Here is a 25172-nt window from a genome sequence, read left to right on the forward strand (position 1 = left end):
TCTTTAAATTTTCGAAGCAATAAGTAGTTTTATTATATATAAAACTTTTAATAAATATAACGTTGAAAACCGTATTTCATGTGCTTAAATACCTTTCTCTGATTTTATTTTTATGTACCAGCTGCGCCCGGCAGCCCAGACTTCCTGAAAATAGCCGGTTCAGCGTAACTGCATTGCGAAACGATTCAACCTGGTTTGCGACGGGAAAGGGGCTTAGACTCATTCCGGCGGATAGAGATCCGGGATCTGTAAAGCAATTTAATTTGCGAATGACAACTGATATTCCTTTTCCGGGACGAGTAATTCCACAAGTCGATTCGGCAAAAATCGTAACAGGATGCGTCGGAAATTGCCGTCCTAGTCAAGATCTGCTGGCGTATAACATTCCTATGAGAAAAGGTAAATATAAAATTGCTAAGCTGGATAAGCGCCGAACAATAAATAATGAACGTTCAAGTTATTGGCTGGTTGGCTATTCCGGAGGCGCAAGTAAGGCATATTACCATAAAGGACGTAAACCGGGATGGATTCGTATCACAAATTTTGATAAAAGTACGAATGTGGCAGAGGGTAGATTTGCAGTCAGTCTTGATGAAGACCTGACGCTTTTTAACAGACTGATAAACGAAATACCGCCGGTTGCACGGTTCAGGGAAGGGTTGTTCAGGGTAAAAGTAGAAGATGTGAAATTGAAAAAGTAATTAACTCATATTAATGAACCTAAATTTCTTAATGTTATACCAACCATTAAGGGATTAAGGTTCATTAAGTTATAAATTCAATTTTAGGCCATACTTTAAATTAAGGACCTGGAAGAATTCGTGCTTAAGCATACGGCACGGTCGTAACATCCTGGTAAATCCCCGGAACACGGCGTGTTAGTGTGCTGCGAAGACTTTGGGGTTTGGCTATGATGCGTGCGCCCGTCCAGGTGGAAGCGATGACCATTCCGGCTGCTATTAAAATGATATCTTTTATAATGTATTGAGCCGCAAGAGTCGGCGCATGCATGGGTCCGGAGAACAGTTCGGCAGGATATAAAAACAGGGGTGACATCGCGCCAATCATCTGTACTGCTAAAAGCCATACTCCCACACGCAGAAACATACCGGTCAGAAAACATAAGCCGATGATGGTTTCAAGAGTAGCTACAAACAACATGGCTTTATGACCAGTGAAAAAACCAAGTGTCAGAACGGATGTTGTGCGGGTAGCGAGTACTTCAATCGGACTAATTCCTGAGAAAAATTTGAGAACGCCAAAACCCAGGAAAATAATCCCCATGGAAAACCTGAGAATGTTGATACTGTTGGCTACCAGCCATTTGTTGATCTTTGTGTCCAGTTTATCAAACCGGTCAAATAAATTTAGTGTGCGTTCCATATCAGGTGAGTTGGTTGTGGTTAAAGTCAGACCTACGTCGCATGTAGATAAACGGATTGTTTTAAACCTGATAGGTGTACGAAAGAATGATGTTGAGTAAAAACCAAGAGGAACCGGGCTTCTCAACAAACAAAACTTGGACTTTTAAACAAAGTGACTGCCTTGTTTTACCATGACCTTTGTAAAAACAAAAAAAATCATGAACAAGACAGTTTTAATCACCGGAACGTCATCCGGTATAGGTAAAGAATCAGTAAAGTATTTTTCTGCAAAAGGATGGAACGTGATTGCAACAATGCGTTCTCCTGAGAAGGAAGAAGAATTAAAGCAGCTGGACAATGTGCTGGTAGTAAAACTTGATGTGCAGCGGCCAGACACTATTTCAACGGCCATTGCAAGCGGAATAGCAAAATTCGGCAGCATTGATGCGCTGATAAACAATGCAGGTTATGTGAATTTGGCATATTCGAAGCAACGCCAAAACAGCAGGTTGATACGCAGTTTGCCATCAATGTATTTGGTGTGATGGATACGATCCGGTTGATACTACCTCATTTCCGTGAAAGAAAATCGGGGACAATCATTAACATCAGTTCCGGGGCAGGTCGTTTTACGCTGCCGCTTATCTCACTTTACAGCGCATCAAAGTTTGCACTCGAAGGTTTTTCCGAAGCGCTGTCATTTGAATTGTCTACGCTGAATATCATGGTAAAGATCGTTGAGCCCGGCGGAACAACCACGAATTTTAATAATGTCAGTGGGAACCGAATGGCGGATAAACTTTCGATCCCTGATTACGATCCGTTATTGGCAGCTGCCGGAAAAATGTTTGCACAAATGAGCGGACTCACGCTTGCAACCGCTGAGCAGGTAGCTGACGTGATCTACGAAGCTGCGACGGATGAATCAAATAAATTACGCTATATTGTTGGTAATGAAGATTTCAAAAGCCGCATTAACGCAAGGCAAACGATGCAGGACGAGGATTATCTGGCTGAGATCAGGAAAGGTTATACCCAATACTTATAAACTTCATCGCTGATTCAGTTAGAGGTTTCAAAACCTGTTCACATTGAAATATACCAATGGAAGCATCAAATAATAAGTATCCCTGTCATATCAATCCGACAATCTCGGGTGAGCAGTTTATCGCAGAACATATTTTTATTTTCATAAAAGCTGGTACGATGACGATTTTCGACGAGGCCGGTAACGAACATCATTTGCAACCAGGAGACTATTGTTTTGCAAGAAGAAATTCTTTGGCCCGCTATCTGAAAAAATCACCTGAGAACGGTAGGTTTGAGTCTGTTGCCCTGTTTTTTAGTCAGGATTTTCTCCGGAGTTTTGGCAGGGAGTACCGTGTTTCGGCTGATTGCGTTTTAAACAAAAATGCCATTATCAAACTTGATCCTCATCCTTTATTTGCAAACTATGTTCAGTCACGGAATGCTTACAAAGGTGTGGTAGAAAACGAAGATATTATGGCGCTGAAGAATAAGGAAATCATCCTGATTCTTTTAAAAACCAATCCTGAACTTCGCAATCTTCTATTTGATTTCACCGATCCGGATAAGATAGATCTGGCAACCTTTATGACCAGAAATTTCAGATTTAATGTAAGTCTTCAGCGTTTTGGTTATCTGACTGGTAGGAGTTTGACGTCTTTTAAAAGGGATTTTGAAAAAACATTTCATATGGCACCCGGCCGCTGGCTGCTTGAAAAACGGTTGAACGAAGCGCGTTTTCTGATTGAAAAAAACGGAGCGAAACCATCGGAGGTATATCTGGAGGTTGGTTTTGAAGACTTGTCTCATTTTTCTTTTGCATTTAAGAAGATGTTTGGCATCTCACCCAATCAGCTAAAAAGCCTGCAAATGGCTTAAACAGTGACCGGCAGCGATTAGCCGGTCATTGTTTTTTACTACTTACCTTTTCTGGCTTCGAGGTTATTGATGCGAATATTAATCACATGAATGGTGTCCAAAATCGCATCATTCTGCTTTTGCATACTGTCTAACTTTATTTCCAGCGCTTCGGCCTTAAGTTGAAACCTGCCTTCCGGAGAGGACTCTTTACCACAGGAAATTATGGACAAAGAAATTAATACAATAATTATAGTCTTTTTCATATCTGTTTAGTTTACAGTGTTAGTTGCAAACCAAAGTCAGAATCTTACACTACGGGCCATTTTTCTTTAAAGGACAAAGTCCGGTGATCAAGCACGGTTATTTTATGGAGGCAGCGTTCATCTTTTAAAATAACAATGAGTCTTTTAAACATAACAATTGTTGGCGGTGGTGCCTGTGGGATATCTGCCTTTATAGAATTTTTTCTTCAGCTCCGAATCGCTCAGCTTCATAAAAAAATATCTGTTACCATTATTGAAGAAAATAAGGAGGTTGGAAAAGGACTGGCATTCGGTACTAAACAGCCGGGCCACATTCTCAATACCCAGGCAGACCTGATGGGCATCCACTTTACCGAGCCTGCGCATTTTAGCGACTGGCTCAAAGAACACGATGAAAGGATCGGTCATGAAGTTGTTGATAATCAGGGTGAATTTAATGCTTTCACAACCAGAAGATTGTACGGAGATTATCTCAAAGAACAGTTTGAACACTATTTTAAGCTGGCAAAAAACGAAGGCATGCAGGTAGAAGTGATCCGTGCAAGGGCAGTTTCGGTATCAGAGAAAAAACAGGGTTATGAGATTGTTTTATCAGATAATAAAACACATCAATGTGACTATCTTGTTTTATCGCCCGGAACACCCGTGGCAGACAATTATCCCAAACTGGAAGGTAAAGAAAACTACTTTGGCTCTCCCTGGCCCTCAGCGCCAATTTTAGAAATACCTACTGACGAAGACGTTGCTATTTTGGGATCAAGTTTGAGCGCCATAGATGCGGTGATGACACTCACAGACAATGATCATCAGGGAAAAATAACGTTGTATTCTCTTGACGGACTTATGCCAAGAGTACAGGCGGAGGATCCCAGCGATTACCGATGTAAAATATTAACAGTTAGTAATTTACATAAAATTCAGCGTGAGAAACTACGAAACCCAACCGTAAAAGAAATGCTGAGGCTTTTTATGCAGGAAGCTGAACTTCATGACGGCAAAAAGATCGATTGGGACGCTACTGACCGGACAGGAAAATCAGCAAAACAATTGCTAAAAAAAGATATTGAAGTTGCGCGCAACGGTGGTGATGCACTGATGAACGTTCCGCTTGCACTTCGGTACGAAAGCTCGGAAATGTGGAAAATGCTTGACGAAACAGAAAAGTTGAAATTTAAAAAGTGGGTTGGTAATCAGTGGAATACAAACCGACACTGTATGCCACTGGTGAATGCAGAGCGGGTTGAAAAGCTCTTTTCTACCAAACAGCTCCGGGTAAATTCGGATTTGACTGACGTTCAGTTTGATACAAAATCCGGCCATTTTAATCTTGTTCATGATGATAAAACAACATCTGAAAAATACCTGATCAATGCCACCGGACCTGCTTCCGCTGTGAAGGATATGAAATCGGAGCTAATTCAGAATCTGTCGGCTTCCGGAATGATTGAAGCCGAAAAAGCGGGCGGAATTAAAATTCATACGGAAACGATGCAGGTAATGAGGAAGGGAAAAACCTGCCACAACCTTTACGCATTGGGGCATATTACCAACGGACTTCTGCTGGATGTGAACGCGGTTTGGTTTAATGTAAAAACAATTGGCAATCTCAGCCGCCATCTGATTAATAATCTGACTCTTGAAAGTACTATTTGAATTATATGCGGAGCTCTTACCAGTAATGGCTTTCATACCGTTGGGTTATTTTGTTAAGAAAAAATTTGATGTCAGTGACAGCTACGTCAGCACGCCGCTGATAAAGGTGCTTTTGCCGCTATTGGTGTTTTTCAATGTGCTGGATGCCGAAGCCCAAAAACTTTATATCCTGCCGGTGCTTACTTTTCTCCTGGCTCTGGGCATGGTGCCGGCAGCGAATTTTGCCCATGAACGTTTTGCAAAAGAATCCAATCCGCTCTTACTTAGAAGCTCATTCTCATTTTTTAACATCGCATTTTTTGGCATTCCTACCATCACTGCACTTTTTGGAGAGGACAAGGTCAGTACTTTGATCTGTATTTACCTGGGCTCGGCTTTGTATGGAGACACGATTGGTTATTTTCAGGTTGCTAAAACAAAGTTATCTTTTCGGGAAGCATTCAAAGAAGTAGCAAAAATTCCGTTTTTGTATGTCTTTATCGCTGCTATAATTTGTAAAGCTGCCGGAGTCGAAAAACCTGATTCTTTCGAGTCGCCACTGAAAGTGGTAAGTTTTATCGTGTCTGCTGCCGGAATGCTCATTGTCGGTTTTAACCTTTCGGAAGTAAAGTTGGAAAACTTCAAATGGAAATATTACTTCCGGCTTTTATCGTTTCGTACCGTTGCAGCCATTTTGATTCTGGGGCTGCTTGGGGGAGGGGAGTATTTGATTTTTAATCAGCTGGAAAAAGAAGATTATCTGATACTTTCTCTGGTTCCTCTTTTTCCGGTTGCGGCCAACGTCACGGTTTTTGCATCATTTTTAGGTTCAGAGCAAAAACAATCTTCTTTGCTGGTTTTTCTTTCCATGCTGCTTTCATTGGTTTTGGTATCGCTGGCTGCACTTTTGTTTTAACATCGTGCAGCCAACTTTTATTTCTTCCAGTCAATGATCTTAAAGACAATCGATTTGTAGCCGTCTTTTTCGTAGAGAATGCCAACACTGTTTTTAGATGTCTGAACAAGGTCGGAGTAGGCAGTGTAATCTTTTTGACCGGCCGTGCTTTTGTCGATCAGATAGGATTTCTCCCATGTTTTGCCGTCGTTAAAACTGATACGTAGCGTAAGATTATCGCGGTTTTTTGTATCTGCTGCATTTGCAAAAGCCAGTATGTTTTGTTTTTTATTTTTACCAATTGTCAGAATACTGCCTTCGCAAACCGGATCCGGCAGATTGTGGTCGAAGTAAGTCGTGTCCCATTTAGCGCCGCCGTCTGTGCTGATTGCTACAATCCTGGCACGGACATCACCTTTCTGATTTCTTGCATTAAACATCAGCCTTCCCTGAGAAATCTCTGTCGCTGTTGACTCGTTGGAGCCGCCAAAAGAAATATTTTCACTGATTTTAAATGTTTTACCATGGTCGTCGGAGTAGAATCCATGCGCCTGGTAATCACTGAAATCCTTTTTCGGCTCACCTGCTGAGTGGTTGCCGGGAACATAAATGCGTCCTTTGTACTTACCGGATCCGAATTGCATCGCGTGGCCAGGCGTATTGGCATAACTTCGCCAGTCTTCTGTGGAATTGTAGTCAGGATCTAGGTTGGGTTGTTTTGGTTTATGGACTTGTTTGGTAATATTCCCGGCCTCCGACCAGCTTTTCCCCGCATCAACAGAAGTTTTGTACCAAACTTCGCGCAAACCGTCTCCTTTTCTTACTTCACCTTCATGGTTGTTGCCGGTATTGTAAAAAAGATAAAGCTTTCCTTTTGGAAAATCGGGATCAGTCAAATCAAAAACAGGAGCAGGGTTTCCTGCCTGCAATTTGTCATAATCGGCAACAGTTTGTATAGCAGACCAGCTTTTGCCGCCATCGCTGCTTCTTTTCATGATGATGTCAATATCTCCAAAATCACCTGCGCCGCCAACCCGCCCTTCTGCAAAAGCAAGCAGATCACCGCCGGGAGCGCGAACGATCGCTGGTATACGAAATGATTTAAATCCTTCGGTTCCCGAAACAAATACAGGCGTTTGTGCAAGAAGGATATTTGAAAGACAAACAGTCAGGAATGCCAAAATGATATTTTTATTTCTCATAGTTCAGTGCTTATAGATTTTTAAAGATCGTTTTTTGTTTTAATTACTTCCTGCAACAGGTGCGAACAGTACCATTCCTGTCTGGGCAAATGAAAGGGACCTTTGAAAAGATTTCCCTTGGCTGTTTGCGCAACCGTACCGTCCCGGTGCAGATAACCAAACCATTCCCCGTTTTTTTTGTCATGAAAATGCCTGTATGCATAATCATGTGCCATTTTGTGCCATTTCGCGTACTTCTCATCTCCGGTTAGGGTGTAGGCCAGCAGCGTCGCAATGATTGCTTCATTGTGCGGCCACCAGAATTTCATATCCTGCCAATATTCCTGGACAGGTTTGCCAAAAACATCACGGAAATAAAAGATACCTCCATGCTCGTTGTCCCAGCCTCGTTCCCACATGTAATCCAGCATTTTACAGCCAAGGTTAATCAGATCCGGATCATTGCCGCGGTGTTTGGCTTCATGCAAAATAAACCACGCGCCTTCAATGGCATGGCCGGGGTTAAGCGTTCGGCCGTCGATGTGATCGATGATACTGCCATCGGGCGCTACCTGTTCCATCACACAGCGGATATTGTCTTTGACAAAATCTGTCCTGATTTCTTTGATAAAACCGTCAATCAGCTCATCACAGCGCGGATCACCGATTGTTTCTCTAAGCTGCTGGGCGGTATTCATCAGAATCATCGGTACGCCAATTCCTTTTGACGGACGGGTTGCGGTAAATTTGGGTTCGAGAAGACCGGGTGTGGTTGCGTACTCAATACATTTACCAAACAAATATCTTGCTTTTTCCGCTGCCGCTTCGTCGCCGCTGGCCTTCGCATAGGCCGCGTTTGCAATCACGGCAAAGGTTTCTGAGAAATAGTAACGGCGCTTACGGATCGGCTGGCCTCCTTTTGTCACATGAAAAAACATGCGGCCATCGGTATCAAAGCAGTGATTATTTAAAAAGTCAATTCCAGATTTTGCACTTTCAAGCCATTCGGTTCTTGGTTCAACGGTGTTGTATAAAGTAGAAAGCAGCCATGCGGCACGGCCCTGTATCCAGACAGCCTTGTCATCATCAATTAAGGTCCCGTCCTGATCGCGCATGAGCAGATAACCGCCATGTTCGCGGTCCAACGATCTGGGAAACCAAAATGGAACCGTATCGTTGATAAGCTGATTAGAATAAAAATGATGAAGATCTTTTAAATCTGTTTGGGTGTAAGCCATGGTAAAACAACGTTAAGGAATAGAAACGGAAAAGGTTGAAGCAGGCAAGCCGGCTTCATTGATCAGGTTTGCTCTTGTAAATGGCTGATAGGCGTAAAGTACCGCTTTGATTGTTTGACCATCCGGAACTCTGATAATAACCTGATTTTTAAAAATACGTGCATCAGCAGGCAAACGTTTTCCTTTTTCATCGACAAGTTCAAAGCCGGTTAGTTTGCTGTTTTGAGAGGTAAGCAGCTTGTTTTGGGATTGAAAATCAATGTAAATGAGATTTTCTTTTTTCTGAATCTTTTTTAGAGCAGGGCCAGTTGCAAGGATTTTTCTTTTGTAAGTATCACGAAGTGCCAAAAGTGCAAGCCGTTCTCCGATTTCTTTTTTCCTAACCGGATGCACGTTTAACGAATCACCCAGATCATGACTGACCACCATTCCGCTGTAAGGAATATCAGCAAGCATTTGGCGCTGTGAATTTCTAAAATCGGGCCAGGATGCCCGGTCTATTGCCGACAATTGAACATAGTAAAACGGCAGCTCAAAGCCCCAAAATTGCCGCCAGCTTTTGATAAGTGTTTTGAAAAGATGTTCGTGAAGAATGAAATTGTGTGTGTTGCTTTCACCCTGGTACCAGATGACACCTTTCAACGGAAGTTCTGTTAAATGTGAGATACCTGCTTCGAAGTTATAGGCCGGTTCATACGGATGCCTTTGTTTGGGAAGCCAAGATTTTTTTAAATTAGTACCTGCCCGTTCTCTGCACCAGGGCATGATAAAATCTGATTTCTGCCAGTTTCTAAGCATGTCAACAAGCAGATCGTCACCTTCGAGCGTATTTCTGTCAATCCAGGATTCAGTCGTAGAGCCTCCAACGGCCAGCTGGATAAGTCCTATCGGAACATCAATATCAGTATGAATTTTTTTTCCAAAGTAGTAGGCCACGGCTGAAAAATCTGCTGCTGTTTCAGAATCATTAACCTTCCAGTTTCCTGAGAAAAAATCGAGCTTATTTGTTTTGATAAGTGTAGCAGAATCCCAGGCTGCGTTGTTTGTTTCGGCCAAAGAATTGAGTTTAAAAAGGCGGATTTGCGAAGAAAAAGTGTTTTCACTCAATTCGGCCGGGCCGGTTTTTGAATCTTTTAGTTTAAAATCCATATTCGACTGTCCACTGCAAAGCCAGACATCACCAATCAGAATATTCTCAAAAACAACGCTTTTCGATTTTGTCTCAACAGAAATGCCGAATGGTCTGCCCATGGTTTTGGCTGGAAAAACCACTTTCCATTTGCCGTTCCTGTCAGCCCGGGTCACAAGGCTTTGGTTTGCCAAATGTACAGTTACCTGCTCACTGCAATTGGCCATTCCCCAGATCACGATCGGCTTTTGTCGCTGTAATACCATGTCGTCGGAAAAAACCGGCGGGAGTTTTAGTCCTCCGAAGTTTCCTGTTAGATGCTGATAAATTGTCTCTGCAATGATGCCGGCACCCTCTTTGTCAGGATGAATACTGTCATTAAAAAGATCCGGACGGCATTTGACCTTTGTATGCAGATCAATAAGCTCCGCACCATTTGCCATAGCTATGCCCGGAATCAGCTGCTGAATTTGCCGGTGCCATTCTCTGGTTCCGGATTTAAACCTGGGATGACCGCTGAAAATTGGGGTCAGTTTGCAGACAAAAATTTTGGCAGAGGGATTTTCCTGTTTCAAAGTATCAAGAAGCCAGGCATAGTCCGATTCAAAATCGTTTTTAAAATCCGGCCAGTCTCGCGGGTCCGTATCATTTAAGCCCAGATGAACAACAATGACATCTGCTTTAAAATCCAAAGCCTTCTTAAATACAGCTGTTTTAAAATAAGGATTGTGTCCCTTTTTTAACAGCGTAGCGCCGTTATGTCCGAAATTTTTAACCTGATAATTTTCTCCAAGTAAATTTTGCAGAACAACCGGATAAGACTCATTTGATGGCGTTTTTAATCCGTACCCAAAAGTGACTGAGTTTCCGATGCAGGCCACTCTAATCGGTTTTTGTTCGGCAGATGCGAGACCGCAGCAGCACATCAGCACCAGCAATACAGGTATTCTCATCATTCGTACATCGTTAAACCTTTGATATGCTGCTTTGTAGGAAACAACAAACTAAACAGATAACCAAAAATCACACAGCTGACCAACCCGGTAAAAGCGTACATCAGTAGATGAATGTCGGTATACTGCTGGATCATAATCTGCGTAACACAGCTTATGGCCATACCAGTCATCACGCCGTTCCCATTTGCTCTTTTTGTGAAAATGCCCAGAATGAAAGCGCCGCCGATGCAGCCGGTAAATAGTCCAAGGATGGTGTTGAATTTATCCCAAAGCGATGATACGCCTTTGTGGGCCATGTACAAAGCAATGCAGGTGACAAATATGCCAAGTAGTAAAGTAGTGGTTCTGGCAAAAAATAACGTCTGTTTTGGTGTTACTGCCGGTTTGAATTTTTGGTAAAAATCAGTTGTCAATAGCGTTGCGGTCGAGTTCATGCTCGCCTCTGTGCTGCTCATGGCGGCTGCAAAAATTCCGGCGATCAGCAGACCCGACAGACCTGCCGGCAACTGGCTGACGATGTACCAGGGGAAAATGTTGTCCTGGTTTTCCAAAGCCATATTGACCTGCTGCGGATGCTCCCTGAAAAACAAAAAGAGCAGCGTACCAATCGAGAAAAATACCAGCGTGGACGGGAGTGTCAGCCAGGCTCCCAGTTTCAGACTTTTTCTAGATTCCTTCTCGGATTTAGTCGTCAGATAACGTTGAACAGTGGTCTGGTCCGTGCCGTAGGTAAGCAGGTTAATCGCCATTCCGCCTATAACAACCACCCAAAAAGTGGGCTCTGTAAAGTCAAAACGCAGATCAAAAACTTTCAGTTTTTCAGCGGAATTTAGTTCCTGAACACCTGCATCCCAGTCGCTGATGTGAAATGGAAGATAAAATAGACAGAACAGTGCGCCGGTTGCCAAAATCAAAACCTGGATAACCTCTACCCAAATAACAGCTTCAATTCCGCCTTTGACCGTAAAAAATATACTTATTGCCCCGATCATTATGATACAGATATTGATGTCGATCCCCGTTACCAGCGTCAGGGCGATACTTGGCAGCAGCACAACAATCCCCATTCGCCCGATTTGAAGCAGCACATAAAGGGCCGATGCCATCACCCGTGATCCGTAATTAAAACGTTTTCCCAGGTACTCATAGGCGGAGGTTACGTGCAGTCTTCGGTAAAAAGGAATAAAGTAATTCGCTACAATGGGCATGACCATGATGATTGTCATCAAGAGAAAGAAGTAGGTCCAGTCCGTGGCGTATGTTTTGGCAGGAATACCCATAAAAGTAATCGCGCTCAACTTAGCTCCAAAAATGCTGATGCCCGCCGCCCACTGCGGAATACGTTCTCCCCCCTTAAAATAATCATCGGTGTTGCTGGTTTTGCCGGTAAAAAGAAAACGTCCGGCTGTCATCAAAAGAAAACAAACGAATAACACTGCTGAATCAATCCACGAAAAAAACGGCTTATGCGCAATGGTTCCTTTGGTGATGACCGGCGTTCTGGTCCCGGGTTTGATCTCGCCGCTTGGAATAAAAATCTCGTTTCCCCACTTCACAGCAGTGGTCGTTACCTGGGCAAAATCAGGCATTTCACCAATTTTTGTCCAGGCATCTGTTACCGTATTGTAAAGAAGCACATCTTTGCTAAAACCTTGGTGACCTGTTAGTAACTGAACTTTTTCAATCTGCAATTTTTGTTTTTCTTCCTGTGTTGAAGCTTTGGCGATCCGGGCGTTAAAGGTTTCGATCTGGTGAAAAACATTTCCTTTATCTCCACCAAACAGCAGGATGTAGGAAGCGCCATTGGCAACACCAGTTCCGGCTGAAAGCGTTGAAACCGTTGTACCATCACTGATGTTGCCGCGTTTGATCCATTTGTTGGCATTCGGGTCAAAGCAATAATTGGTATTGTGCAGGTCGCTGATGCCGGAAGATGTGCTGCTTCGTCCACCAATTACGTAAATGCAAGAATGTTTTCCATTATTTTGTGCAACCACAACGGCGTGGGAAAGTGTGGCCGGCAACACAGGCAAGCTTTGCCATTGTTTGTTTTCTGAAGACAAATCCAGAGAGAAAAATCCGTCGGACGGTCCTTCGCTGTTTTCGCCTCCCACAACATAAATGGTGTTCCCAATACTGGTCACACCCGCATTGGCGAGGGCAACAGGCAGATCCGGCAGCATTTTAAAAATGATGTCTTTTTTGGCCGCGTCCCACTGCATCAAAAAAGCTTTCCTGCTAAATCCGTTATCAGTTTCTCCGCCCAAACAAACAATTCCTTCCGGAAGTGTTGTGCTTGCCCCGTAAGCTACTCTGGTTGTTAGCTTAGGTGTTTTGGCAGTGATCCATTGGACAGATTCGCCCTGTTTTTGTAAAACATAAATATCGTCACGATAAACCTTTTTGCCACCCTCCCATGGTTTGCCATCCGGGAAATTGGCGCCTGCTGCCACGATCAGCACGCCGTTGTGTACTCCTGTAAAAGCTCCTGCCACACCAGGCTGTTTTTGGTTGTCTGCCGCTGAGGGCAACTCAGCCGCTGCGGTCCATGAGATTTCATTCGCTTTTTGGTCCTGAGCAAATGCGGATTTTAAGAACATAATATGCACACAGATTATTAAACAGAAAACCTTGGCTTTTATATGCATTACAGTGAGCTGTTTACCGTGTCCATTTTTGACTTAAAGGTATCAAAATCCAGGCTGGCAACATCGGATTTAAAATCATTGGACTGGGCTTCACTCATATTTTTTACCGGTAAACGGAATTGTCCGCAGTCGATGCCCACCAGTTTCATGTAAGCTTTACCCACTGATATTCCGCCATATTTACCCAGCAGTCTGATCATGTCAATGGATTTTTGCTGTAAAGCACCAGCGCGGCTTAATTCGTGTTTTTCAAATGCGTTTATCAGATCATAGTAAAGCGGGGCGGCGTAATTAAATGTACTGCCGACTGCTCCCTTTGCACCTACGGCAAGCGCAGAAAGCATGTTTTCATCTCTGCCCCAAAGCATATCATATTCGCCGTTTTTGTAATTCAGACAAGTCTGAAAATCCATAAAATCCTCATGGGTGTACTTAATGCCGGCAAAGTTGTCAAGACGCCCGTCGAGCGCTTTCAAAAGGTCAAACATGGCAAAACCAACGCCCGTCAAAACAGGAATATGATAATAGTAAAAAGGTATTTCGGGCACAGCTTCGGCAATGGAAATGATCGTTTGAGCCAGCATTTCTACATTAGCGGGTTTAAAATAAAACGGGCTGGTAAACGAAACAGCATAAAGCCCAACCTCTTGCGCATGCTTTGCAAGTTCGATACAATCCACAATGCAGGTTCCGCCCAAAAGTATCATCACTTTGAAATCCGGATCCAATTTGGTGCATTCGGCCCAGGCTGATGCGATTTGTTTTTTCTCGGTCAGACTCATCGAAACACCCTCGCCGGTTGATCCGCAGATAAACGCGCCGGTGATCTGGTTTTGTTTTAAAAATTCATAATAAGCAGCGATCAGGTCCGTGTTGATACTGCCATCGGCATGCATAGGGGTAAAGGGAGCGGCGATCAGGCCTTGTAATTTTGGTTTCATATAAGTTTTTATAAAAAATAAATAGCTGAGTGAAGCACCTGCCGTTTGATTCCGGCAGGTGCATTTTGAATTAGTTTGGGCGTGCTGTGGTGTAACCCGGTGTTTGTTTTACCAAAGGATCATTTGTCCAGATCGCTGCTTCAATCGGCCAAAGGATCCGGTATGCCTGCGTGGTTTTATCCAATACACCAAATGGATGGCTTGCACTTTTAAAGACAAGCGGCTCAGCGCCATATTTCATGCGGCGGAGGTCATACCAGCGTTTACCTTCGTGGACAAATTCTTTGGTACGTTCTGTGAAAATAGCCAGCTCGTTGGCATCCTTTCCCGCGTTCACAAATGGTTTAGGATCTTTTCCCGGTGCAAAAGCGCGGTCACGCACGGGTTGAATGTATGCGGAAGGGTCGCCGCCTTCCGCATTAACTATTTCGGCGAGCATTAAAAGTCTGTCAGCTTCCCGGTAAACCGGCCAGTCATCGGAGAAATATCGTTTGTTGGTTTCGATGGTTCCAAGAAACTTCACCAGTGCTGTATTTTTAATGGTTGGTACAAAAGGTCTTACTGCTGTATTGACCTTGTAATAATCATAAAAAGTGGCGTTTCTTCTCGTGTCGCCCAGATCGTAGGATTGGAAAAGCTCAAAAGTATAGGCATACCGCTGGATGACCTGCGCGGAATTGGTTGCTGCCAACAAAAGCGGATCCACCAGAAAGTTTCCAACACCTGCACTGGCGGTCGAATCTTTGTAATGCAGTCCGTTGAAATTGAAAGTAGAGTAGGTGTATGCCGCCACATTGCCCATTTCTGATTCACCAACCCGGTAGCGGATTGCAAAAATAATCTCGTTGTTATTTTTTTGAGAGTAGGCAAAAACATTGGCAAAGCTTGGGAGCAGTACACTTCCGGCCGCTGAAGTCAGTGCAGCTTTTGCTTCTGCAAGATCTGCGGTTGTATTGTAAACTATGGCAGACCATAAGAATACTTCGCCTTTTAACATATAGGCTGCTTTTGGAGACCACTGGCTTTTGTCTGTCGTGCTTGCCTGTGTTCCAAAAAGCGACACCGACTTGTTTACATCCGCTTTGATTGCAGCCAGCACCTGCGCTTCTGTGGAGCGCTCTTTACGAAGCAAAACCGCATCCGTTGTACCGTTTAATACATCAGCTTGCAAGATTAAGGGTACTCCGCCGTAGGTTCGAAGCAGATGAAAGTAGTAGTAAGCGCGCATCGCATAAGCCTGACCAAGCAGATAGCTCTTTTTAGTTTCAGGCAGAAAGCCAATACTTTCTACTTTTTGAATAAAAAGGTTGATCTGTAAAATAGGACCATAAAATCCAGCCCAGCTGCCTACACCGGACGAGGTTTCTTCCAGACGCTGCTCGATGACGGGGAGTTCATTCAGTGAAGTGGCTTGTCTGTCTACATTGCTGTACGTGCCTCCGCGCATTTCACCCAAACGTAAAAACTGAAACTGGTTGTCGCGAAACTGTTTGTGGAGTCCAACCATAAAGTTGCTAACCTGTGCTTCATTTTGCCAGAAATTGCCATCTCCGAAATAATCCTGCGGCGCAAGTTCAAGTGCATTCTGGCAGGAAAATGTCAGCATCGACAAGGCGGCCAGGTATATAAAATATTTGATCTTCTTCATAACTCGTTGCATTTAAAAGGTAAAGTTTGCGCCCAGAATTAAGGTAGTAGGAATCGTGTAGGCGCTGTTCTGGGATCCGGTGCGCTCAGGTAAGCTCAGCATTTTGTTGGTTACATATCCCAGATTTTGTCCTGTCACAGTGAAGGTCAGTCCGGCGATTTTTGCTTTTTGAATAAGCGCCGAAGGTACCGTGTAGCTCAGTGAAACCTCTCGGAAAGCCAGGTATGAAGAGTTTACCCAAAACATGCTGCTGGGGCGGTCAAAGTTTTTCGAATTCAGCTGGTCAGCCCAGGTGTATCTTGGGTATTTTGCATCCGGGTTCTCAGGTGTCCAGGTATCCTTCACAGCATCGGTGATGTTGAATTCCCCCTGAAAACTTCCAAGCGACCACATTTGCTGGAAATCCATTTGTTTGTGTCCCAATGCAAAATCCATTCTTGCAAAAAGAGAAAGGTTTTTCCAGCGAACCGTTGTGTTAAATCCGCCGGTCCATCTCGGGATCGTGCGTCCCAGCGAAACCATATCACGTGTGTCAATCGTATCGTTCTGATCCAGATCTTTCCACATCATATCACCCAGCTGGGTTGAGATATAAGTCGTTCTGTTCAGGTTTTTAGAAGTGATCAGTGCTGCGCTGGCCACGCGTTTTCCGGCGGAGGCTCCGTACTGCACCTCACCGGCAGCGATGTCTATTTTGTTGTATTTGGCAAGATCTTCACCATTTCGGATGATGCCTTCACTTACATAGCCAAAAATCTGACCATATTCCTGTCCTTCCTGTAAACCGCCAACCCAGATGACCTGGCCTGATTTTGGATCATAAACCCGCTGTCCGCCTTGTCTGTTATTTTCATTTCCGTTAAAAGGAAGTTTCAAAATCATGTTTTTATTCCAGGCTGCATTTGCTCCAATCTGAACTGTAAAATCAGTTTTTTGAACTGCTTTAAATACACCCTCTAGCTCGACGCCACGGTTACGCATGCTGCCATTGTTTGTGCGGATGCTTGAAATTCCCGCAGAAGTGGGAAGGATCACACTGGCGATTTTGTCTGTCGTGATCCGGTTGTAAACAGCGATGTTAGTCGTGATTCTATTGTTGAAAAATCCCATTTCTACACCGGCCTCAACGGTATTACTTTTTTCCCATTTCAGATTTGGATTGGCAATTCCCGTTTGCAGAAAGCCGATTGTGCCGTTGTAGGCTGTTTGTGAACCGTAAGATCCCTGCAGTTCGTAGATGCCGATGCCGTTATTGGTGCCGATTCCGATATTTCCGTTTTTACCATAACTCGCTCTCACCTTCATAAACGAAAGCCACTTCTGGGTTGCCGCCATGAAATTTTCTTTGTGCAAAAGCCAGCCTGCCGAAAATGCCGGGAAGGTTCCAAACTGGTTATCGCCGATCAGCCGTGAATAACCATCGCGTCTCACAGTAAAAGAAGCCAGGTATTTTCCATCGTAATCATAATTTAGCCTGCCGAAGGTGGAAATGATCCGCTCCTGGCTGTGATAGGAATCGACGGTTCTGGTGTTGGCATCATTAACAGTGAGCGCCAGATCCTGGAAATCATCTGTCGGGGCGAGTTTACCGCCGGCACCAAAACCTTTGTTGGCTTCGTCATAATATTCAAAGCCCGCCATGGCATCAATGCTGTTTTTACCCAGGAAATCCTTTTTGTAGTTTAAAATCGCGTTATAGGTCTGGCGGATCGTCCGGTCAAAACTTGCAGAACTTGCCCGGTCACGGTTCCAGCCTGTGTTTGGGTTGGTAAGGCTCATAATCCCGATCCTGAAATCTTTGTTAAAGGACTCAGCAGTCGACTCGTCATACATCAGGATTCCACCCATTTTAAAGAACAAATCCTTAAAAAGATCCACGCGGAAAGATTGTCCCAGTGTGAATTTATCCGACTGATTGTTTCTTTTATATTTATCAATGTTGATAGCCGGGTTTCCGTCGCTGGCATCACGTCCCAAAATCAGCTCTCCTTTTGCATTTGTTCCGCGCATGGTCGGCGGGGCAGAAAGCATTCGTCCCCAATAGTTGGCTTCTCCGTTCTGCAAAGACTGATCGCGCCAGTTGGCTCTGGCAAAAGCCAGACTGCTTTCAGATTTAAGCCAGCTTTTGATCTTGTAGTCTCCGTTAAGTGTAAAGGTAAGACGGCGGTAAAAGGTGCCGAGCGACAAACCATCTTCATTGTAATATCCCAGGTTGGCATAGTATCCTCCCTTTTCATTTCCACCGTTCATGCCAATGTTGTAATCCTGAGAAATGGCCGGCGACTTAAATGCATAATCTCCGTAATTGAAGTCCTTGTAAATCAGATCTGCATTTGTTCCGTTTGGATCGTAAGCGCCTGCTGCATTGGTTTTCACAGGATCTTTCATGGTTCTCCATCCGTCAGTGCTGTTGAGAAGCTCGCGGTTTTCGTCTGTCAGCCGCATCGTGCTCCATATCGCGCGCGAATCATAATTGCCATCCAGAACAGCTCCGCTGGCATCTTTATATAAATTCCCGGTGCCTCGCGGACCTACTCCGCTTAAAAGAGAAGAAGTGGTTGTTCCGTTTTTGATCGCTTCCAAAACGCCAAGGCGGGTCCAGTGAATGTAATCCTCAGCGTTGACAAAATTGTAAGGAACATTCAAAAAGTTAATGCCCGTTTTTGCTTTAAATGTAATGGATGAAGAACCTGATTTTCCTCTTTTTGAAGTGATCAGAATAACACCGTTGCTTGCGCGCGCTCCGTAAATCGCTGTCGCAGAAGCATCTTTTAAAACTTCCATGCTTTCGATATCATCCGGGTTAATGTCGCTTAAAGAACCGCGTACCTGGCCGTCAACGACAATCAGCGGACTTCCGCTTCCGTCAAAGTTTGTTCCGCCGCGAAGGGTAATCGAAGGCAAAGAACCCGGCCGCCCGGTAGCCGTCGAAACACGCAGACCGGCAATGGTTCCGGCCAACGCCTGAGCGGGGTTGGAGCGCAGACCTGTTTCGAGCACCTTTGAATCCAGTTTGGCAATTGATGAGGTGATTCTGGTTCTGCTGCTGGACCCGTAGCCGGTAACAACTACTTCATTCAGCGCTGATACATCCGGTTTAAGAAAAATATCAAGCGTTGCAGAGCTGCCTGCCGGAACTTCCTGCATTACATAACCTATCATTCTGAACTGGACCACATCTGTGCCGGTCACGATAATGGAATAGTCACCTTCCAATGAAGTCTCCACGGCAACACTTTTTCCTTTTAACAAAACAGTCACGTTCGGCAAAGGCATTTTGTCATCATCGGACAGCACCTTGCCGGTGAGCGTTCTGCCAGGCTGCGCATGCAAAAGCGTAACCAGAAAGATCCCGGTCAGACTTAACAGCAATTTTAAACAGGTAAGATTTGAATTCATAAAGAGGTAAAGGATTAATGTATTATGTATAACATAATAAAGGTAGAAGTTTTAGTTTGTTGATTGCAAGCATCTTGCAAAAAATATTTTTTGAATCTTTTTCCGGGCACTGGAAAATGAGTTGAATATTTGAAGAAAACATTCATTTTTGTACAACATAATACTTTCCCAATCACATGGCAGATTTGTTCCAGGGCATAAAATCGATTGATACAAGCTCGCTTGTGGACAAGGTTGAAAGCAACCTGATTGAATTGTTTATAGAAAAAGAATTTAAGGTCGGCGATTCAATCCCAAAGGAACTGGAGCTTGCCCAGTCATTGGGTGTGAGCCGGACGGTTGTTCGCGAGGCTATGCTCCGCCTTCGGCTAATGGGACTGGTCGAATCCAAAAAACACAGGGGGGCGGTTATCACCAGTCCGGATCTGGTATCGGTACTGGAAAAAAGTATGAACCCCAAGATTCTGAATGGAGAAACGCTGAAAGAAATATTCGAAATGCGGCTTTCACTTGAAATCGGGATGGCCGATTTTATCATGGAGCGGGTAACGCCGGAAGATATTGAAGCGTTAAAGGATCTGATTAAAAATGAGCCTTCACTTTCAGACAGGATGCTTTTTCAGATTGAACATGAAATTGCTTTTCATGGCAAGTTATATGAGATTACCAGAAATGAAACTATGAAAAAGTTTCAGAAGCTGCTGTTGCCTGTTTTTGATTATGTACATAAAAGCGGTTTGCTGAAAAAAATGCCTGTAAACCGCAATTATGTTTCGCATCAGGGCATTGTAGAAATCATTGAAAACGGCAACTCGGAGAAACTGCGTAATGCAATGAGGAGTCATCTGGAAAATCATTTCGCCAGGTTGTTTGAATAAAACAAATAATGCACTGGCTTGTGCTGTGCACATATTTAAAGTAAAGGCTTATGGAAAGAAATATTGTTATACGTCTGCGCCACTGGGTTTATGTCAATGAAACCAAGTTTTTTGGTCCGGGACGTTATGAGCTTTTGGAAGGCATTCAGCAAACCGGCTCGATTGCCAAGGCCGCCAAGGAAATGGGGCTGTCTTATAAAAAAGCGTGGGCGATGGTGGATGCGATGAATACTTTGGGACAAAAACCTTATGTGGTAACGCAAAAAGGCGGATCAAAGGGTGGCGGAACGATCCTTACCGAAACAGGGAAAGATGTTCTGACTGCCTACAAAAAGCTAAATGAAAAGCTGCTGGCCGTTGTCGAGGCCGAACGTGAGCTTCTGACGCTTATTTAAGATTTTTTTTTGGAAATGATCTTTCTTTAAATGCACTGTTTATATTTGCGATATAGCTGGTTGAATATATCGTTTAAGGACTACCGACTGTTTTGTCCATCCTGATAGTAAAATGTCCAGCCCGGCATCAGCTGATTTTTTTAATCGTTTTATCCTGAACAGATGCGCAGTTTTAAACTTAATTTCCGGAAAATGGCAATGATCTCGTCATTGGCTGTATTTCTTTCCCAATCCTGTTTTTCTCAAAATACCGCTTCACTTTCCATCACCGGCGAAGTTGCAGCGCCATTGGAGATAAAAATGCAGGATCTGGCCGCCTACAAACAAGTAAGTCAGAAAGTAAAAGACCGTGATGGTAAAGAACATGAATTTAAGGGTGTGGCATTGATCGACCTGCTGCAAAAAGCGGGCGTGACAACCGGTGCTAAACTTCGCGGCGAGAATCTTGCCAAATATATTCTGATCACTGCTGCGGATGGTTATGAAGTGATCTATTCGCTCGCTGAGGTTGATCCTGAATTTACTGATGAGCTCATCCTGTTGGCAACAGAAAAAGATGGTCAGCCGCTGCCTTCCGGTGAAGGACCATTTAGAATCATTGCCCAACATGATAAAAAACCAGCCAGATGGATCCGGGAAGTCCGTTCAATAAAAGTGGTTTTTGCAAAGAACTGAGGCTTATAATTTGAAGGCAGCTAAAAGTTTTGATCTTTGTCTAAAATCAAAATCTGATGCAGGAGCTTAAATTGTTTATGGTCTTACTCGGCTGTCGTCCGCCGGGCAGACATACCGAGCAGCACGATATCTTCTTTGGAATCGCAGAATCTTTGTCAGCACTTGTGCCTGCTATGAAAGCATTCTGGCGTGAGGCTGCCCAAAAAATACATATTGACGCCTGGCGGGAAGTAAATCTGGTAGATGGCTATCGGGTAAAGGTTTCGGTGAGACAGGACATTTTCAAAATGCCTGGACATAAAGAACAGCGTTTATTCTTCGTCAATCTGGGTGGTTACCAGCCCGGCAAGTTTGAAGAGCAGCATCACACGATTTTAACTGTCCAGCCAAACCGCGCTTTGGCTATTCAGCAGGCAAAGGCAACACTGTTTTTTAAAAATAATCATTTTGGGAAGGCAGTTTCACACATAGATGACAAGTATGGCATTGACGTCGATGAGCTCTATGATATTGAAGAAATTCTGCCTGCGGCTCACAAATCCGCCTATATGATTGAGTTGATTCCCACAGAAAATTCCTTAGAAGATGAAATCCATCTGGGGTATCTTAAATTAAGTGCGCTTAAATAACGATGAAACAAAAAAGCTCCGGAATATCTGTAATCCCGAAGCTCATTGACTTTAAGTTTGTAAACGACTGAAAACGGTTTACTTTGAAATTAACACTAGTAGCTGTAACGGATCATTCCGGGAACCATCGCGCAAAGAAGTGGATTGCTCACCTTGGTCTGCTGGGTGAGCAACCGTCCCTGATCGTCATAACGTCTTTCTATCAAGGCAACCTGCTCTTTTGAGCTGGCAACATATTCGCCGATCTGACGCAGGTTTCCTGAGAAAAGATGCTCAAAAGATCTCATCTCTTTACCCGTAGGATCATAATAAGTCTCACGGGTCAATACATCGTTTTTGTAAGTATAGCCAATCCGGTAGCTGAGCTTGTTTTGCATATCGTACGAGCTCTGGCTTGTCTTTTTGCCGTTTTCAAATAGGTAGGTGATCTCTCCGGTAGCAACTCTCCGGTCAGGGTATTTAAAATTGGAAAACATCTTCTCTGAGTGAAGAACGCCGTTTTTATATTCAAATTCCGATTCACTGCCAATCTCAAACCCAGTGCCCTGATAGATTTTATGGTAGGAAATTTTGTTAGTGAGCTGACCGGAGGCATTATAAATTAAATCCGTGTAATTCAAATTCTCCAGTTTACCAATCGCAGTGCGGGAGTAGTAGTTAATGCGCGTTAGTTTTCCGGAAGCATTGTACAGATAAAGCTCTTCCTGAAAAGGATCATTACAGGCCGCATCGGTACAATACGTTTTTTTTGAGAACAGCGCTTCATCATTATATGCGAGTTTTGGCTCAACGCCAAATAGCGGGGCATCGACCGGTTTGCATGCCAGCCACAGTGGTAAGAAAAAAAGCAGGTATAGATTCTTTTTCATGGTTTTTGGTTTAGATTTATTTCAGGATCAAATCGGTGACAAAATGGTTGGAACCAGCTCTGATTTTATTTGCATTTTATGACATTAACGGGATTAAATTTCACAAGTTGTTTTAATTACCAATATACAAAGCTTAATAAATCTAAAATACCTAATTTCGGACAGCAAATAAATCCGCAACTGCCAACCGCTGTTTATGAAACATTTTACCGTCATTTTTCTGCTGCTCGTGTTCGTTTCTCCCATTTTTGCGCAGAAGACTGCACTAACTGCAGAAGACTACAAAAGGGCTGAAAGTTTTCTTGCCTACAACACACAAAAATATATTGATAATGCAGTGGGCCGTCCCACCTGGTTTGCCGGCGACCGCTTCTGGTACCGCAAACTGACGCCTCAGGGAAGCGAGTTTATTTTAGTCAATGCGGCAAAAGGTACGAAGGCAGCAGCATTCAACCAACAAAAACTGGCCGCATCGCTTTCAGCTGTCAGCGGAAAAAACTACACGGCCTTTATGCTTCCGTTTGAAAGTTTTACTTATTCTGCTGATGATAAATTTGTTTCTTTTAGTGACGGGAGCAAACAGTGGAAAGCGGATTTGAAAACCTACGAGGTAATGGAGGACTCCGATGCAAAACCGAAGCCGGCAGGCAGGAATTTTTTTGGCGGGGGATTTTCTCCTGATGGCAAAAAAGCAGTTTTAATCAAAGATTACAACTTATGGGTCCGGGATGTTGCCAGCGGTAAGCTCACGCAGCTGACGACGGATGGCACAAAAGATTTTGGCTATGCGACAGACAATGCCGGCTGGAAACACAGCGACAGGGCCATTGCTAAGTGGTCTTCTGACTCGAAGAAAATATTTACCTTTCAGCAGGATGAGCGTAAGGTAGGCGATATGTACCTGGTTACCACCAATGTGGGTCACCCGAAACTGGAGGCGTGGAAATACCCGCTGCCGGGTGATAGTATCGTAGCGATGCTGCACCGGGTAATCATTGAAGTGGAAACGCCTAAGGTAATACGTTTACAGATAGCACCTGACTTTCACCGAGCCACCCTGGGTGATGACATCAGCAGCGGAGGTGAGCTCAGTGATGCGGCATGGAGTGAGGATGGATCGCACATTGTCTTTGTTTCGACCTCAAGAGATCATAAAAACGAGAAAGTTCGCGTAGTTAACGCGGCAACCGGGGTAGTAAAGGAATTGTTTGAAGAAACATCGCCTACGCAGTTCGAGTCTGGGCAATATGGCATCAGCTGGCGTTATTTGTCAAAAGCAAAAGAACTGATCTGGTACTCCGAGAAAGATAACTGGGGGCATTTGTATCTGTATGATGCGGCGACAGGAAAGTTTAAAAATCAGATTACAAAGGGTGACTGGGTTGTAACACAGCTGATTAAAATCGATGAAAAAAACCGCGTTATCTATTTTATGGCCAACTCCAAAGAACCGGGCAATCCTTATTACAGCCATTTTTATAAAATTAACTACGACGGCAGCGGCCTTGCTTTGCTTACACCGGAAAAAGGCGTGCACTCCGTTTCACTGTCACCTTCAGAAAATTTCTTTACCGACACCTATTCTGAACCCGATGTCGCTCCCGTTACTGTACTCCGCAACCTGAACGGTAAGCTGATCACCGAACTGGAAAAAACAGATGTTAGCCGTCTGAGAGCGGCAGGCTGGAAACCCCCAATTCCTTTTTCAACAAAGGCCCATGACGGCAAAACAGATGTTTATGGATTGATGTATACACCGGTGAATATGGATTCAACCAAAAAATATCCGGTTGTCGACTATATTTATCCTGGCCCGCAGGGCGGCAGCGTACGTACCTGGGCCTTTAATCCCTCACGCCGCGATAATCAGGCGCTGGCAGAATTGGGTTTCATCGTTGTTGAGCTCGAAGGAACCAGCAACCCGCTCAGATCCAAAAGTTTTCATGATATGAGCTACGGCAATATGGCAGACAATACACTACCAGACCAGGTTTCAGCCATAAGGCAGCTTGCAGCAAAATATGCCTGGATTGATAGCAGCAGGGTAGGGATGCACGGACATTCAGGTGGTGGTTTTGCAACAGCCTGCGCGATGTTCATGTATCCGGATTTCTTTAAAGTGGGTATTTCAGAGTCAGGAAATCATGAAAACCGTAATTATGAGGACGACTGGGGCGAGCGCTATATTGGTCTGGACAAACAAAATGCAAAAGGTGTATCGATTTACGAAGCACAGGCAAACCAGGTTCATGCCAAAAAACTAAAAGGAAAACTCATGATCGCGCATGGAATGATGGATGATAACGTTCCGCCATATAATTCCCTTTTGGTAATTGAAGCACTCGCAAAGGCCAATAAGGATTATGACCTGGTCATTTTCCCAAACAGCCGCCACGGTTACGGAGCCTACGGGCCCTACATGATGCGCAAACGCTGGGATTATTTTGTCAAAAACCTGCTGGGCGTTGAACCGCCAAAGGAATATTTGTTTGGCAGTGGGTCGGATCCCAGGAATTAGGGGGATTTTTTGCTAAGTTGGTTGTCA

19 protein-coding genes and 1 pseudogene are annotated in these 25172 nt (G+C 44.1%); 10 read left to right on the top strand and 10 right to left on the bottom strand.

Features of this window, described 5'->3' with window-relative positions; all coding sequences use genetic code 11:
• Positions 1–62: 62 nt before the first annotated feature.
• A complete protein-coding gene (locus E0F88_RS15945; protein WP_131959264.1) occupies positions 63–701 on the top strand; it encodes a hypothetical protein in 639 nt (212 codons plus the stop codon).
• Positions 702–825: 124 nt separating this feature from the next.
• Here the strand turns inward: E0F88_RS15945 and E0F88_RS15950 are convergent, their stop codons facing one another.
• Positions 826–1383 (bottom strand): DoxX family membrane protein, encoded by a 558-nt coding sequence (locus tag E0F88_RS15950; RefSeq protein ID WP_181956093.1) that lies wholly within the window; start codon positions 1381–1383, stop codon positions 826–828.
• A 199-nt stretch (positions 1384–1582) separates the two neighbouring features.
• Between E0F88_RS15950 and E0F88_RS15955 the strand changes: the two are divergent.
• Positions 1583–2412, top strand: a pseudogene (locus E0F88_RS15955) (SDR family oxidoreductase).
• 56 nt (positions 2413–2468) lie between these two features.
• The gene (locus E0F88_RS15960) at positions 2469–3269 is read left to right on the top strand and encodes a helix-turn-helix domain-containing protein (protein WP_131959265.1); all 801 of its coding nucleotides are present in this window, start codon (positions 2469–2471) and stop codon (positions 3267–3269) included.
• 38 nt (positions 3270–3307) lie between these two features.
• On the opposite strand, the gene E0F88_RS15965 is transcribed toward E0F88_RS15960, so the two are convergent.
• Positions 3308–3514 (bottom strand): hypothetical protein, encoded by a 207-nt coding sequence (locus tag E0F88_RS15965; RefSeq protein ID WP_131959266.1) that lies wholly within the window; start codon positions 3512–3514, stop codon positions 3308–3310.
• Positions 3515–3649: 135 nt separating this feature from the next.
• On the opposite strand from E0F88_RS15965, the gene E0F88_RS15970 reads away from it, so the two are divergent.
• Positions 3650–5167 carry an FAD/NAD(P)-binding protein gene (locus E0F88_RS15970; RefSeq protein WP_131959267.1) on the top strand — a complete coding sequence of 506 codons (1518 nt, stop codon included), beginning with the start codon at positions 3650–3652 and terminating at the stop codon, positions 5165–5167.
• Entirely contained in the window at positions 5151–6062 is a 912-nt protein-coding gene (locus tag E0F88_RS15975; RefSeq protein WP_131959268.1) for an AEC family transporter, read from the top strand. Before E0F88_RS15970 ends, E0F88_RS15975 begins: the two co-directional genes overlap by 17 nt.
• 17 nt (positions 6063–6079) lie before the next feature.
• On the opposite strand, the gene E0F88_RS15980 is transcribed toward E0F88_RS15975, so the two are convergent.
• The 7 genes from E0F88_RS15980 to E0F88_RS16010 form a co-directional block, all read right to left on the bottom strand.
• On the bottom strand, positions 6080–7243 hold the full coding sequence (locus E0F88_RS15980) for a sialidase family protein (protein WP_131959269.1): 1164 nt from the start codon (positions 7241–7243) through the stop codon (positions 6080–6082).
• A gap of 20 nt (positions 7244–7263) precedes the next feature.
• Positions 7264–8460, bottom strand: a complete 1197-nt coding sequence (locus E0F88_RS15985) for an AGE family epimerase/isomerase (RefSeq protein ID WP_131959270.1) — start codon at positions 8458–8460, stop codon at positions 7264–7266.
• Positions 8461–8472: 12 nt separating this feature from the next.
• On the bottom strand, positions 8473–10545 hold the full coding sequence (locus E0F88_RS15990) for a GDSL-type esterase/lipase family protein (RefSeq protein WP_131959271.1): 2073 nt from the start codon (positions 10543–10545) through the stop codon (positions 8473–8475).
• Positions 10542–13145 carry a sodium:solute symporter family protein gene (locus tag E0F88_RS15995; RefSeq protein WP_131959272.1) on the bottom strand — a complete coding sequence of 868 codons (2604 nt, stop codon included), beginning with the start codon at positions 13143–13145 and terminating at the stop codon, positions 10542–10544. Before E0F88_RS15995 ends, E0F88_RS15990 begins: the two co-directional genes overlap by 4 nt.
• Before the next feature lie 47 nt (positions 13146–13192).
• Positions 13193–14134 carry a dihydrodipicolinate synthase family protein gene (locus E0F88_RS16000; protein ID WP_131959273.1) on the bottom strand — a complete coding sequence of 314 codons (942 nt, stop codon included), beginning with the start codon at positions 14132–14134 and terminating at the stop codon, positions 13193–13195.
• Between the two features lie 70 nt (positions 14135–14204).
• Entirely contained in the window at positions 14205–15782 is a 1578-nt protein-coding gene (locus tag E0F88_RS16005; RefSeq protein ID WP_131959274.1) for a RagB/SusD family nutrient uptake outer membrane protein, read from the bottom strand.
• A 12-nt stretch (positions 15783–15794) separates the two neighbouring features.
• Positions 15795–19181 carry a SusC/RagA family TonB-linked outer membrane protein gene (locus E0F88_RS16010; RefSeq protein ID WP_131959275.1) on the bottom strand — a complete coding sequence of 1129 codons (3387 nt, stop codon included), beginning with the start codon at positions 19179–19181 and terminating at the stop codon, positions 15795–15797.
• Between the two features lie 176 nt (positions 19182–19357).
• Here E0F88_RS16010 and E0F88_RS16015 point away from each other — a divergent pair, with 176 nt between their 5' ends.
• From E0F88_RS16015 to E0F88_RS16030, 4 genes are all read left to right on the top strand, one after another.
• Positions 19358–20059: a FadR/GntR family transcriptional regulator gene (locus tag E0F88_RS16015; RefSeq protein ID WP_131959276.1), complete on the top strand. Its 702-nt coding sequence runs from the start codon at positions 19358–19360 to the stop codon at positions 20057–20059.
• Positions 20060–20109: 50 nt separating this feature from the next.
• On the top strand, positions 20110–20454 hold the full coding sequence (locus E0F88_RS16020; protein ID WP_131959277.1) for a winged helix-turn-helix domain-containing protein: 345 nt from the start codon (positions 20110–20112) through the stop codon (positions 20452–20454).
• Between the two features lie 192 nt (positions 20455–20646).
• Complete coding sequence (locus tag E0F88_RS16025; RefSeq protein ID WP_229213785.1) at positions 20647–21129, top strand: molybdopterin-dependent oxidoreductase; 483 nt, start codon at positions 20647–20649, stop codon at positions 21127–21129.
• A 56-nt stretch (positions 21130–21185) separates the two neighbouring features.
• A complete protein-coding gene (locus E0F88_RS16030) occupies positions 21186–21758 on the top strand; it encodes a DUF1543 domain-containing protein (protein ID WP_131959278.1) in 573 nt (190 codons plus the stop codon).
• 95 nt (positions 21759–21853) lie between these two features.
• Here the strand turns inward: E0F88_RS16030 and E0F88_RS16035 are convergent, their stop codons facing one another.
• Positions 21854–22627: a hypothetical protein gene (locus E0F88_RS16035; RefSeq protein WP_131959279.1), complete on the bottom strand. Its 774-nt coding sequence runs from the start codon at positions 22625–22627 to the stop codon at positions 21854–21856.
• Between the two features lie 196 nt (positions 22628–22823).
• On the opposite strand from E0F88_RS16035, the gene E0F88_RS16040 reads away from it, so the two are divergent.
• Entirely contained in the window at positions 22824–25145 is a 2322-nt protein-coding gene (locus E0F88_RS16040) for a S9 family peptidase (RefSeq protein WP_131959280.1), read from the top strand.
• Positions 25146–25172: the final 27 nt, after the last annotated feature.

It is taken from the genome of Dyadobacter psychrotolerans (assembly GCF_004349265.1).
In the GTDB taxonomy this organism is placed as follows: Bacteria; Bacteroidota; Bacteroidia; order Cytophagales; family Spirosomataceae; genus Dyadobacter; species Dyadobacter psychrotolerans.

Coding starts and splice junctions, on each gene's coding strand:
- E0F88_RS15950 (WP_181956093.1), bottom strand. CDS start 1,383: ATGGAACGCACACTAAATTTATTTGACCGGTTTGATAAACTGGACACA.
- E0F88_RS15960 (WP_131959265.1), top strand. CDS start 2,469: ATGGAAGCATCAAATAATAAGTATCCCTGTCATATCAATCCGACAATC.
- E0F88_RS15965 (WP_131959266.1), bottom strand. CDS start 3,514: ATGAAAAAGACTATAATTATTGTATTAATTTCTTTGTCCATAATTTCC.
- E0F88_RS15970 (WP_131959267.1), top strand. CDS start 3,650: ATGAGTCTTTTAAACATAACAATTGTTGGCGGTGGTGCCTGTGGGATA.
- E0F88_RS15980 (WP_131959269.1), bottom strand. CDS start 7,243: ATGAGAAATAAAAATATCATTTTGGCATTCCTGACTGTTTGTCTTTCA.
- E0F88_RS15985 (WP_131959270.1), bottom strand. CDS start 8,460: ATGGCTTACACCCAAACAGATTTAAAAGATCTTCATCATTTTTATTCT.
- E0F88_RS15990 (WP_131959271.1), bottom strand. CDS start 10,545: ATGATGAGAATACCTGTATTGCTGGTGCTGATGTGCTGCTGCGGTCTC.
- E0F88_RS15995 (WP_131959272.1), bottom strand. CDS start 13,145: ATGTTCTTAAAATCCGCATTTGCTCAGGACCAAAAAGCGAATGAAATC.
- E0F88_RS16000 (WP_131959273.1), bottom strand. CDS start 14,134: ATGAAACCAAAATTACAAGGCCTGATCGCCGCTCCCTTTACCCCTATG.
- E0F88_RS16005 (WP_131959274.1), bottom strand. CDS start 15,782: ATGAAGAAGATCAAATATTTTATATACCTGGCCGCCTTGTCGATGCTG.
- E0F88_RS16010 (WP_131959275.1), bottom strand. CDS start 19,181: ATGAATTCAAATCTTACCTGTTTAAAATTGCTGTTAAGTCTGACCGGG.
- E0F88_RS16015 (WP_131959276.1), top strand. CDS start 19,358: ATGGCAGATTTGTTCCAGGGCATAAAATCGATTGATACAAGCTCGCTT.
- E0F88_RS16020 (WP_131959277.1), top strand. CDS start 20,110: ATGGAAAGAAATATTGTTATACGTCTGCGCCACTGGGTTTATGTCAAT.
- E0F88_RS16025 (WP_229213785.1), top strand. CDS start 20,647: ATGGCAATGATCTCGTCATTGGCTGTATTTCTTTCCCAATCCTGTTTT.
- E0F88_RS16030 (WP_131959278.1), top strand. CDS start 21,186: ATGCAGGAGCTTAAATTGTTTATGGTCTTACTCGGCTGTCGTCCGCCG.
- E0F88_RS16035 (WP_131959279.1), bottom strand. CDS start 22,627: ATGAAAAAGAATCTATACCTGCTTTTTTTCTTACCACTGTGGCTGGCA.
- E0F88_RS16040 (WP_131959280.1), top strand. CDS start 22,824: ATGAAACATTTTACCGTCATTTTTCTGCTGCTCGTGTTCGTTTCTCCC.